The 10,297-nt window shown below is 57.6% G+C and carries 13 protein-coding genes; 10 read left to right on the top strand and 3 right to left on the bottom strand.

Features of this window, described 5'->3' with window-relative positions; genetic code table 11:
- Positions 1-165: 165 nt before the first annotated feature.
- The 5 genes from KGA88_RS18045 (at position 166) to recX (ending at position 3,652) form a co-directional block, all read left to right on the top strand.
- On the top strand, positions 166-900 hold the full coding sequence (locus KGA88_RS18045; RefSeq protein WP_223593246.1) for a helix-turn-helix transcriptional regulator: 735 nt from the start codon (positions 166-168) through the stop codon (positions 898-900).
- 173 nt (positions 901-1,073) lie between these two features.
- Positions 1,074-1,415, top strand: a complete 342-nt coding sequence (locus tag KGA88_RS18050; RefSeq protein WP_223593238.1) for a phage holin family protein — start codon at positions 1,074-1,076, stop codon at positions 1,413-1,415.
- A gap of 118 nt (positions 1,416-1,533) precedes the next feature.
- Positions 1,534-2,034, top strand: a complete 501-nt coding sequence (locus KGA88_RS18055) for a CinA family protein (RefSeq protein ID WP_110658059.1) — start codon at positions 1,534-1,536, stop codon at positions 2,032-2,034.
- A gap of 83 nt (positions 2,035-2,117) precedes the next feature.
- Positions 2,118-3,176, top strand: a complete 1,059-nt coding sequence (gene recA / locus KGA88_RS18060) for a recombinase RecA (protein ID WP_060541059.1) — start codon at positions 2,118-2,120, stop codon at positions 3,174-3,176.
- Positions 3,177-3,184: 8 nt separating this feature from the next.
- Complete coding sequence (gene recX / locus KGA88_RS18065; protein WP_223593240.1) at positions 3,185-3,652, top strand: recombination regulator RecX; 468 nt, start codon at positions 3,185-3,187, stop codon at positions 3,650-3,652.
- 220 nt (positions 3,653-3,872) lie between these two features.
- Here the strand turns inward: recX and KGA88_RS18070 are convergent, their stop codons facing one another.
- Positions 3,873-4,991 (bottom strand): TIGR00730 family Rossman fold protein, encoded by a 1,119-nt coding sequence (locus KGA88_RS18070; RefSeq protein WP_110658046.1) that lies wholly within the window; start codon positions 4,989-4,991, stop codon positions 3,873-3,875.
- A gap of 483 nt (positions 4,992-5,474) precedes the next feature.
- Between KGA88_RS18070 and KGA88_RS18075 the strand changes: the two genes are divergently transcribed.
- On the top strand, positions 5,475-5,669 hold the full coding sequence (locus KGA88_RS18075) for a hypothetical protein (RefSeq protein ID WP_110658048.1): 195 nt from the start codon (positions 5,475-5,477) through the stop codon (positions 5,667-5,669).
- Here the strand turns inward: KGA88_RS18075 and KGA88_RS18080 are convergent, their stop codons facing one another.
- Positions 5,670-6,092 (bottom strand): quorum-sensing-regulated virulence factor family protein, encoded by a 423-nt coding sequence (locus tag KGA88_RS18080; protein WP_007971154.1) that lies wholly within the window; start codon positions 6,090-6,092, stop codon positions 5,670-5,672.
- A gap of 188 nt (positions 6,093-6,280) precedes the next feature.
- Here KGA88_RS18080 and KGA88_RS18085 point away from each other — a divergent pair, with 188 nt between their 5' ends.
- The 3 genes from KGA88_RS18085 to KGA88_RS18095 all read left to right on the top strand — a co-directional run bounded on the left by KGA88_RS18085 (position 6,281) and on the right by KGA88_RS18095 (position 8,346).
- Positions 6,281-7,039 carry a tRNA-uridine aminocarboxypropyltransferase gene (locus KGA88_RS18085; protein WP_223593242.1) on the top strand — a complete coding sequence of 253 codons (759 nt, stop codon included), beginning with the start codon at positions 6,281-6,283 and terminating at the stop codon, positions 7,037-7,039.
- A 218-nt stretch (positions 7,040-7,257) separates the two neighbouring features.
- Positions 7,258-7,908 carry a response regulator transcription factor ErdR gene (gene erdR, locus KGA88_RS18090; RefSeq protein WP_110658052.1) on the top strand — a complete coding sequence of 217 codons (651 nt, stop codon included), beginning with the start codon at positions 7,258-7,260 and terminating at the stop codon, positions 7,906-7,908.
- 75 nt (positions 7,909-7,983) lie between these two features.
- Positions 7,984-8,346 carry a diacylglycerol kinase gene (locus KGA88_RS18095; protein WP_110658054.1) on the top strand — a complete coding sequence of 121 codons (363 nt, stop codon included), beginning with the start codon at positions 7,984-7,986 and terminating at the stop codon, positions 8,344-8,346.
- Here KGA88_RS18095 and KGA88_RS18100 read toward each other — a convergent pair.
- The gene (locus KGA88_RS18100) at positions 8,343-9,269 is read right to left on the bottom strand and encodes a LysR family transcriptional regulator (RefSeq protein ID WP_033047456.1); all 927 of its coding nucleotides are present in this window, start codon (positions 9,267-9,269) and stop codon (positions 8,343-8,345) included. The genes KGA88_RS18095 and KGA88_RS18100 overlap by 4 nt on opposite strands.
- Before the next feature lie 146 nt (positions 9,270-9,415).
- Here KGA88_RS18100 and fpr point away from each other — a divergent pair, with 146 nt between their 5' ends.
- The gene (gene fpr, locus KGA88_RS18105) at positions 9,416-10,195 is read left to right on the top strand and encodes a ferredoxin-NADP reductase (protein ID WP_008054100.1); all 780 of its coding nucleotides are present in this window, start codon (positions 9,416-9,418) and stop codon (positions 10,193-10,195) included.
- Positions 10,196-10,297 lie beyond the last annotated feature (102 nt).

Genomic DNA, 10,297 nt, shown 5'->3' on the forward strand with positions numbered 1-10,297 from the left:
CAACGGCCGGGCTTTTCCGCGATGGGCGCAAGGTTACCATGGGCGCTCTTCTCGACGCAGGCACCACGGTCGGATGGCATCCTTTACGATGCAAAAAACATGTTATGCGTCGACTATGCAATTCTGCATTTGTTTTCTTCGATAAGAACAAGCACTATGCGTGTTATGCAAAAACGCAACGTTTCAACTGTCTTAAGAGCATTGCTCGATCAGCACGGGATCTCCCCCACGGAGCTTCACCGTCGTACCGGCGTGCCTCAATCCACGCTCTCGCGCATTCTCAGCGAGAAGATCGTCGACCCTTCGGATAAACATATTTCGAAGATCGCCGAGTATTTCTCCGTGAGCACCGACCAGTTGCGTGGCCGCGCGGACGTAGCTTCTGCTGCTAATGCCGGGCGCGCTCCCGTGCATTCGGAACTCAAGGATATAAGTCTGTGGGACGACGATACCCCTGTCGATGACGACGAGGTATCGGTCCCCTTTCTTCGTGAGGTTGAATTGGCTGCTGGATCCGGAAGATTCGTCATCGAAGAAAGCGAGCGCTCTAGCCTGCGCTTTGGCAAGCGAAGCCTGCGCCATAACGGCGTGCAGTTCGACCAGGCCAAGTGCGTGACAGTGCGAGGCAACAGCATGTTGCCGGTACTGCGCGATGGCGCCACGGTCGGGGTCAATGCCGGCAAGTGCGGCATTGGCGATATCGTTGACGGCGACCTTTATGCAATCAATCACAATGGTCAATTGCGGGTGAAGCAGCTGTATCGGCTGCCGACCGGGATTCGTCTGCGCAGTTTCAATCGCGACGAGCATCCGGATGAAGATTACACCTTTCAGCAAATCCAGGAGGAGCCGATTGTTATCCTCGGGCATGTCTTCTGGTGGGGTATGTACGCCCGTTAATTCCCTTGCGTTCAGATAAAACCCGCTTATCGAGCGGGTTTTTTTCGTGTGCTGAAAGCATTGGACTGTCTTTTTTGATGCGTTTGTGCATTGACTAAATATGCATTGATGCATAGTCTTGCTGCCTGCCCACTCAAGAATGCGGTGTGGCCGTTCACTCAAGGAGGCATGAAATGACCGCTGAGCAATATGCGTTGCTGGACATGCCTCTTTGGCTACTCATTATCTTGCCAATTCTCGGTGGTGTTGCCGGTGAAATGTGGCGTGCCGACAAAGAGGGCGTTCATGGCTGGCCCCTTGTCCGGCGCCTGAGCCTGCGGTCTGGCTCCAGCATGATCTGCGGCGCTTCGGTCATCATGCTGCTGCATGCCGCCAATGTTTCCATTTGGGCTGCTTGTGCGGGTGGCTGTTTAACGGCGATGGTCGGGACAGACGTAGTTTTAGGGTTGTATGAGCGTTGGGCAGCCAAGCGCCTGGGGATCGGTCATGTCCCGTCCGGTGACGTCGAGGATTGATTCCCCGACAGGCCTTTTCCAGAGCCTCTGGTTCTTTACATTTTGATCGATCCAGTCGCTTGCAAGTGCGGTCTGCTCGTGTACGGTTAACCTCATCCCGCCCGATCAGGAGATGACCGTGAACGAAATCACCCAACTCGCCGCCGAACTCGGCAGACGCCTGCAGGTTCTCAATGCCCACGTCACCACGGCGGAGTCCTGCACCGGCGGAGGCATCGCCGAGGCAATCACCCGTATCCCCGGGAGTTCGGCCTGGTTCGAGGCCGGTTATGTCACTTACTCCAACCGGCAGAAAACCCTGCAACTGGATGTCCCGGTTGAGTTGTTCACTACCGTGGGCGCGGTCAGCCGCGAGGTGGTCGAGGCCATGGTCCGGGGGGCGCAGAAGAAAAACAGCGCGTATTTCTCCGTGGCTGTCAGTGGCATCGCCGGTCCGGATGGTGGAACGGCGAACAAACCGGTGGGCACGGTATGGCTGGCCTGGGGCGTCGGAGACCAGGTGTTCTGTGAGCGGCAGCAGTTCCCGGGTAATCGCGATGACGTCCGCCGACAAACGGTGAAGGCCGCGCTAGAGGGGCTGCTGCGGTATGCCGCGGCAGAAATCTCAAATCAGGGGTAGGCGATCCGGAATCGCTGTGGAATAATACTGGCTACTTATACAGGTGTTGGCCGTCAGGCCTTATTGATTACGTGAGGACTTTAATGGACGACAACAAGAAGAAAGCCTTGGCTGCGGCCCTGGGTCAGATCGAACGTCAATTCGGCAAGGGTGCCGTAATGCGTATGGGCGATCAGGACCGTCAGGCGATCCCGGCTATTTCCACTGGCTCTCTGGGTCTGGACATCGCTCTCGGCATCGGCGGTCTGCCAAAAGGCCGTATTGTTGAAATCTACGGTCCTGAATCTTCCGGTAAAACCACGCTGACCTTGTCCGTGATCGCCCAGGCTCAAAAAGCCGGCGCGACCTGCGCATTCGTCGACGCAGAACACGCCCTCGACCCTGAATACGCCGGCAAGCTGGGCGTCAACGTCGATGACCTGCTGGTTTCCCAGCCGGACACTGGCGAGCAGGCCCTGGAAATCACCGACATGCTGGTGCGTTCCAACGCGGTTGACGTGATCATCGTCGACTCCGTGGCCGCCCTGGTGCCAAAGGCTGAAATCGAAGGCGAAATGGGTGACATGCACGTGGGCCTGCAAGCCCGTCTGATGTCCCAGGCGCTGCGTAAGATCACCGGTAACATCAAGAACGCCAACTGCCTGGTGATCTTCATCAACCAGATTCGCATGAAAATCGGCGTGATGTTCGGCAGCCCGGAAACCACCACCGGTGGTAACGCACTGAAGTTCTACGCATCGGTTCGCCTGGACATCCGTCGTACTGGCGCGGTGAAAGAAGGTGATGAAGTCGTCGGTAGCGAAACCCGCGTCAAGGTTGTGAAGAACAAAGTGGCTTCGCCGTTCCGTCAGGCCGAGTTCCAGATTCTTTACGGCAAGGGCATCTACCTCAACGGTGAGATGATCGACCTGGGTGTTCTGCACGGTTTCGTAGAGAAGTCCGGCGCCTGGTATGCCTATGAAGGCACCAAGATCGGTCAAGGCAAGGCCAACTCGGCCAAGTTCCTGGCGGACAACCCGGAAATCGCGGCAAAGTTGGAGAAACAACTGCGTGACAAGCTGCTGTCGCCTTCGTCGGTGGCAGACGCCAAAGCTTCTGCGGTCAAAGAGACCGAAGACGACCTGGCTGACGCTGATATCTGATCGAAGCGATGACCGCCGTACTTGATACACTCGTCGCGGTGCGGCGAACCGCAATGGACCTGCTCGCTCGACGCGAGCACGGTCGTGTCGAGCTGACGCGTAAACTGCGTCAGCGCGGCGCCCTCCCTGAAATGATCGAAACAGCACTCGACCGGTTGACGGAAGAGGGGTTGTTGTCCGAATCCCGTTATCTCGAAAGTTTCGTTTCCTATCGCGCCCGTTCCGGTTATGGCCCTTTACGCATTCGTGAAGAGTTGAGCCAACGCGGCCTGCAACGCAGCGATATCGAACTCGCCCTGCGTGAGAGCGGTATCGACTGGCAGGAGCAACTGGCCGATACCTGGCGACGCAAGTTCTCCGGGCAATTGCCGGCGGATGTCCGGGAGCGAGCCAAGCAGGGCAGGTTCCTGGCGTATCGGGGGTACTCCATGGAAATGATCAACCGCCTGTTCAGCGGGCGAGGGATGGACGATTGAGCTGAAACGGCCCGCTATTTCGATAGCGGGCCGTTTTTTTTGCTTTCACTGAATTGGAGATCACCTGTAGGAGCCGGCTTGCTGGCGATGGTCGTTAACAAAAGCGCGTCTGAACTGGATAAACGTGGCGCGCTTGGGTCCATCGCCGGCAAGCCGGCTCCTACAGGTACCGCGTTACCGGGGTGCTTCCCGGGATTGCGTGAAGAACCTTTTTTATCCCTCACGTAACCTTTGACGGCTCCCGCGTGCGTTGTTGCACCTGGGGTTTTGATTGTGCCCAGTTTTCCGGCAGGTTGATGTAGTCCACAAGCTCGCGCAGGCGGCCGTGATTGCGGGCATTGAAGTTGAAGACCAGTCGCGCCAGATGGCTGAACTCGGCTTCATCGTGTTCTTCGCCGTTGTAGGTGTGCTGATGGAAGTGATCGCTCAGGCGCAGGTCGGCGAAAGCTTCCTGCATATGTTCCAGTGCGTGATCGCTGAGTGTGTGATTCATGCGAATCAGGAACTGGTGCTTGAGCCAGCGACTGGAGTGGAAGTTGCTGTAGAACTGGTTGATGTGCTCTACCGCTTCCTCGACGTTGTAGACCAGTTTCACCAGCTTCATGTCAGTGGGCAGGATGTAGTGGTTTTCCTCCAGTTGCTGATGAATGAAGTCCAGTGCGCCTTGCCAGAATTTGCCACCCGGCGCGTCCAATAGCACCACTGGCACCAATGGGCTCTTGCCAGTCTGGATCAATGTCAGCACTTCCAGCGCTTCATCCAGGGTGCCGAAGCCACCCGGGCACAGCACCAGGGCGTCGGCTTCCTTGACGAAGAACAGCTTGCGGGTGAAGAAGAAGTGGAAGGGCAGCAGGTTGGTCGTGCCATCGACAGTGGGGTTGGCATGCTGCTCGAAAGGCAGGGTGATGTTGAACCCCAGGCTGTGTGTCAGGCCTGCTCCTTCGTGTGCGGCGGCCATGATGCCGCCGCCGGCGCCGGTAATGACCATCATGTCCGAGCGCGCCAGCGCAGCACCGAGCTCCCGGGCCATGCTGTAGAGCGGATGTTCCATGGGGGTGCGGGCCGAGCCAAAAACAGTGACCTTGCGTCGCCCCTTGAATTGTTCGAGCACGCGGAAAGCCTGTTCCAGTTCGCGCAGGGCTTGCAGGGTAATTTTGGCATTCCAGCGGTTGTGGTCTTCCTGGGCCATGCGCAGCACGGTCAGGATCATGTCGCGGTAGATCGGGATGTTCGGGCTGTTGGGTGAAATCAGCTTGAGTTGTTCTTCGACCTTGCTGATGAGGTCGTGGCCGCTTTCTTCAAAATGACGGCTCAAGAGGTCATTCGGTTGGTAAGGCATTCAACTTCTCCTTCTGCACAGAACCCTTGGCCCGACAACGTACGTCGATGCCGCGACACTCCATGTGTCGCTGTCTGCCCAGGCCCATGCCTGGGCGATCTACTTGACCCGAAAGGCATCGGATCATCCAAACAGGCTCTGTTTTTCCTTGAATGAAAGAAACGTTCGCGTAACACGACAAGCGACGGCCAGCCCCTTTCCAGCCCTGAAAAAGTGTACGTGGTTACCTTGAAATCTAGACCTTCACAGTGATTTTCGCTGCCTTGATCATTGCGCCACAAAGTCTTTCCTGGCAACCGCTTATTGACGATTTGCAAGGTGCTTTCACCACTCGTCCGAACGTCCGTCGCCCGTGCTGCACTCTGATTTACTAAGTTACAGGTGTCACACGACAACTTTGCGTCTACGGCAGGGCGCGCACGGTACATGCGTTTTAAGGATTTATCGCTCAAACATGAGTGAAGTGCAGGGAGGCGGGAAACCATGGCCAGAGTCATTCTGGAGATCGATACGCAACTGTATCGATTGCTGAAGTCATCAGCCGAGACCCATCATTTGAGTCTCGAAGAGGAGTGCTGCCGGCGATTGCGTGGCGGCGAACGCCGTTCACATTACTTGCAGGCGCTGCTGGCGGAATTGCGCGCCGAAGATGAACAGCGGCGCGCCAATTCCAGGTGATTACTTTTTCTTCTTCGCCGGTTGCAGGCAATCCGATTCCTGGAAGCTTGCGGAGCCGACCGGGCGGTTGGTCTTCACCTCGGTGAAGTCGTAACGCATGATTGCGCCCTTGGCCATCAGCTTGCGAAACCCTTCGTTCCTGCAGACGGAAGCTCCCAGCTGGAAGTACACGGCTTTCGGGTCTGCACGCATCTTGTCGGCATGGCTGCTCTGCACGCTCAGATGGTTGATCAGCTGTTTGCCTTCAACGGTGTAGCCTTGATCGAGTATGTCTTCGTTGATCGCTCGTGGAGTGCCGACGCTGCTCTGGGTGGCGACGTTTTGCAGCATTTTGTTCAGTTCCGTGTCTTTCAAGGACGCAGCCTGAGCGTTGAGGGACGACGCCAGCAAAATGGCCGCGGTAGGAACGATAAGGCGCAGCATGAAACTCTCCTGGTTCAGTGATGGGGGTTTGACCCGTCACGTGACTGTGCGTTCAGTGGCGGCGAATTATAGGGGAGGCGGGCTGGACGGTACAGGCTTGCACCGGGTGGTCTGTTAAACTGCTGGCACTTTTTACCCTGTCGAGTGTTTTTCGTGTCGAGTTCCCTTCTCTGTGGGCGTTGCCCGCTATGAGCCCTACCCCCGCGCGCTTTGCCTTGAATGCCGTAGCCCGCTTGCGCGACCAGCGCGAGGAGGAGGGCATCAAGCCGATTCAGGCCCGCGGCTGGCGTGCGCCGCGTTGCCGTGACTGCCGGGTGATCGAGAGCCATTGCCTGTGCGCATGGCGTCCGCAGGTCGCGACTCGCTCCGGCGTGTGCCTGATCATGACCAACAAGGAGGTGTTCAAGCCGAGCAACACCGGTTGGCTGATCGCCGATGTGGTGCCAGACAACCATGCCTTCATCTGGTCCCGTACCGAGGTCGATCCGAAGTTGCTGGCGCTGTTGTCCGACCCGCAATGGCAGCCCTACCTGGTGTTTCCGGGTGAGTACGTCGAGCCTGAGCGTGTGACCAACAGCGTGCATGTCGACGGCACGAAGCGCCCGTTGTTCATTCTATTGGACGCGACCTGGACCGAAGCGCGGAAGATCTTTCGCAAGAGCCCCTATTTCGACCGATTGCCGATCCTCAGCCTGTTGCCGGAGAAACTCTCTCGTTACCGCTTGCGCCGCTCGACCCGCAGCGAGCATTTGTGCACGGCGGAAGTGGCGGCGCTATGTCTCGATCTTGCAGGCGATGAGGCCGCAGCCTCGGCGCTGGATGCCTACTTCGATGTGTTCAGCCAGCATTACCTCGATGCCAAGCATCAGTTGGACATGAACGTTTCGACCCCGGCGCACGCCGAGTTGATGCCCTATGTCCAGTCGGTCACCCCATTGGTGGACTGATTGTCGCGCATACTGCAATAAAGTGTCCCAGCCATGCTGCTTGACCACCCCGGTTTGGCTGGGCATGCTTGGCGCCGATTAGGGTGCGGCCAGAATTTACAACGCCGTTTTTTGCGTTGAGCGTACCTTTTCAGCGCAGCTCGGTGGCTGTGCCTTGAGTCGCTTTGGCGAGGTCCGAATGCATCGGGCGTCCCATGAAAAACAGGATCATTTGAACGATGGCCACATACGAAATCCTGATTGCCGATGACCACCCACTTTTTCGCAGTGCCTTGCATCAAGCGCTGACCCTGGGCCTCGGCCCGGATGTCCGCCTGGTGGAAGTGGCGAGCATCGCCGAACTGGAAGTTCGCCTGACGGAAAAATCCGATTGGGATCTGGTCCTGCTGGATCTGAACATGCCAGGGGCCTACGGGTTTTCCGGGCTGGTCCTGCTGCGCGGTCAGTATCCGCAGATCCCGGTGGTCATGGTCTCGGCCCAGGAAGAGGCGACCATCATGGTCAAGTCTCGTGAGTTCGGCGCCAGTGGCTTCATTCCCAAATCCAGCGATTTGAGTGTGATCCAGAAAGCCGTGCGTGCGGTCCTTGATGGCGACGTGTTCTGGCCACCGCAGGCGTTCGAAGCGGTCAGCGTTTCGCAAGAGGCCAAGGCGGCCAGCGAAGGCCTTGCCAGCCTGACTCCGCAGCAGTTCCGGGTGCTGACCATGGTTTGCGAAGGTCTGCTGAACAAGCAGATCGCCTACGAGCTAAGTGTTTCCGAGGCGACGATCAAGGCGCACGTGACCGCGATTTTCCGTAAACTGAATGTGCGGACCCGGACCCAGGCTGCGCTGCTCTTGCAACAACTTGAGTCAATTTCCAGCCATTAAAGGCTGGCAACTTCACGCTTTTTTGACTTTGGTTGAACTAGCTTTCCCACTTCTTTTTTGTCAGTTGCCCACTCTATGTCACCTTTCAAAGGCCAGACCGGCCTGAAACGTATTCTCAATGCCTCCGGTTATTCGCTGGACGGCCTGCGCGCAGCCTTCACCGGTGAAGCTGCCTTTCGGCAACTGGTATTGCTCAACGTCATCCTGATTCCCTTGTCGTTCTTCCTGGATGTCAGCCGGGTCGAACAGGCGCTGTTGATCGCGGTATGCATGCTGGCGTTGATCGTCGAGTTGCTCAACTCGGCAGTGGAAGCGGCCATCGATCGCATTTCCCTTGAGCGGCACCCGCTGTCCAAGAATGCCAAGGACATGGGCAGTGCCGCCCAGTTCGTGGCATTGAGCATGATTGCCCTGGTATGGGCGGTGATTCTGCTCTAGGCGATCGTCGGCAGCACGATCTCGTCGCTGCGCTGAACCCCGGCGGTGAACGCGCGGCACAGATCGAGGAACTCGCGCATCGCCGAGGTCTGATATTTCTGTTTATGCCAGATAAAGTAAAACTGTCGCGCCAGATCCAGGTCCGGTGTCTCGACAGGCACCAGGCTGCCGCGGCGGAATGCGTCGCGTAACGCCAGTCGGGAAATGCAGCCAATCCCCAAACCTGATTCCACCGCGCGCTTGATCGCTTCGGTGTGCTCAAGCTCCAGGCGGATATTTAAAGAAGAACGGTGATGGCGCATGGCTTGATCGAAGGTCAACCGCGTGCCGGAACCCTGTTCGCGCAAGATCCAGGCTTCGTGACTCAGCTCGTCCATGGTCGCCGTGCCGCGCTTGGCCAGCGGATGCTGAGGGGCGCAAAACACCACCAGTTCGTCCTCGACCCAGCTTTGCACTTCGATGTCCGGGTGGCTGCAGTCGCCTTCGATTAGACCCAGATCAATTTCATAGTGGGCGACTTGTTGCACGATATTGGCAGTGTTCTGCACGTGTAGTTTTACCTGGCTTTCCGGATGGCGCTGCATGAAGCTGCCGATCAGCAGGGTGGCCAGGTAATTGCCGATGGTCAGGGTCGCGCCCACGGCCAGCGAGCCGAACCCTGACTTGCCATTGAGCAGGTCTTCGATCTCCTTGGCCTGGTCCAGCAAGGCCACCGCCTGGGGCAGCAGCTGTTTACCGAGCGCGTTGAGGCTCAGGCGTTTGCCGGCACGGTCGAACAGCTGGCAGCTGCACTGGCGCTCCAGTTCGGTGATCGAGGTGCTCGCCGCCGATTGCGAGAGGTTGAGCAGGCCCGCAGCACGGGATACGCTTTCCTGCTGGGCGACGGCGACGAATACTTGAAGTTGACGGAGAGTAAATCGCATATCGATATAACCGATAACCCTTATCTTAATAATCCATTTAACAGATATTGTCTCTGCCTTTAGAATGCGATGCAATTGCGCAGAGCTGGCTTTCTTTACAGAGCACGCCGAACACGCGCAGACCAATCTCCAGGAGTCCCACGTACATGAGCAACATGAACCACGAGCGTGTCCTCAGTGTTCACCACTGGAACGACACTCTGTTCAGCTTCAAGTGCACCCGTGATCCGGGCCTGCGCTTCGAGAACGGTCAGTTCGTGATGATCGGCCTGCAACAGCCCAACGGCCGCCCGCTTATGCGCGCTTACTCGATTGCCAGCCCGAACTGGGAAGAGCATCTCGAGTTCTTCAGCATCAAGGTGCCTGATGGTCCGCTGACTTCACAGTTGCAGCATCTGAAGGAAGGCGACGAGATCATCATCAGCAAGAAGCCTACCGGCACGCTGGTACTGGATGACTTGAAGCCTGGCAAACATTTGTACCTGCTCAGCACCGGTACCGGTCTGGCGCCGTTCATGAGCGTCATCCAGGACCCGGAAACCTACGAGCGTTTCGAAAAAGTGATCCTGTGCCACGGCGTGCGTTACGTCAACGAAGTCGCTTACCGCGAGTTCATCACCGAGCACTTGCCGCAGAACGAATTCTTCGGCGATGCGCTGCGTGACAAGTTGATCTACTACCCGACCGTGACCCGCGAGCCGTTCGAGAACGAAGGTCGCCTGACCGACCTGATGCGCAGCGGCAAGCTGTTCAGCGATATCGGGCTGCCACCGATCAACCCGCAGGACGACCGCGCCATGCTGTGCGGCAGCCCGAGCATGCTCGACGAAACCAGCGAAGTGTTGAACAGCTTCGGCCTGAAGGTTTCGCCACGTATGCGCGAGCCGGGTGATTACCTGATCGAGCGAGCGTTCGTCGAGAAATAAGCAAACGCTCAACGGCTCTGCTTTCCCTGTGGGAGCGGGCTTGCTCGCGAAGGCGGTGTATCAGTCAGCTTTAATGTCGACTGACACACCGCTTTCGCGAGC

The sequence above is a fragment of the Pseudomonas sp. A-R-19 genome (assembly GCF_019956575.1).
Lineage (GTDB): Bacteria > Pseudomonadota > Gammaproteobacteria > Pseudomonadales > Pseudomonadaceae > Aquipseudomonas.

Bases quoted from the DNA above. Each gene is read 5' to 3' on its own strand.
- KGA88_RS18045 (WP_223593246.1), top strand. From the start codon at position 166: ATGCAAAAACGCAACGTTTCAACTGTCTTAAGAGCATTGCTCGATCAG.
- KGA88_RS18050 (WP_223593238.1), top strand. From the start codon at position 1,074: ATGACCGCTGAGCAATATGCGTTGCTGGACATGCCTCTTTGGCTACTC.
- recA (WP_060541059.1), top strand. From the start codon at position 2,118: ATGGACGACAACAAGAAGAAAGCCTTGGCTGCGGCCCTGGGTCAGATC.
- recX (WP_223593240.1), top strand. From the start codon at position 3,185: ATGACCGCCGTACTTGATACACTCGTCGCGGTGCGGCGAACCGCAATG.
- KGA88_RS18070 (WP_110658046.1), bottom strand. From the start codon at position 4,991: ATGCCTTACCAACCGAATGACCTCTTGAGCCGTCATTTTGAAGAAAGC.
- KGA88_RS18075 (WP_110658048.1), top strand. From the start codon at position 5,475: ATGGCCAGAGTCATTCTGGAGATCGATACGCAACTGTATCGATTGCTG.
- KGA88_RS18080 (WP_007971154.1), bottom strand. From the start codon at position 6,092: ATGCTGCGCCTTATCGTTCCTACCGCGGCCATTTTGCTGGCGTCGTCC.
- KGA88_RS18085 (WP_223593242.1), top strand. From the start codon at position 6,281: ATGAGCCCTACCCCCGCGCGCTTTGCCTTGAATGCCGTAGCCCGCTTG.
- erdR (WP_110658052.1), top strand. From the start codon at position 7,258: ATGGCCACATACGAAATCCTGATTGCCGATGACCACCCACTTTTTCGC.
- KGA88_RS18095 (WP_110658054.1), top strand. From the start codon at position 7,984: ATGTCACCTTTCAAAGGCCAGACCGGCCTGAAACGTATTCTCAATGCC.
- KGA88_RS18100 (WP_033047456.1), bottom strand. From the start codon at position 9,269: ATGCGATTTACTCTCCGTCAACTTCAAGTATTCGTCGCCGTCGCCCAG.
- fpr (WP_008054100.1), top strand. From the start codon at position 9,416: ATGAGCAACATGAACCACGAGCGTGTCCTCAGTGTTCACCACTGGAAC.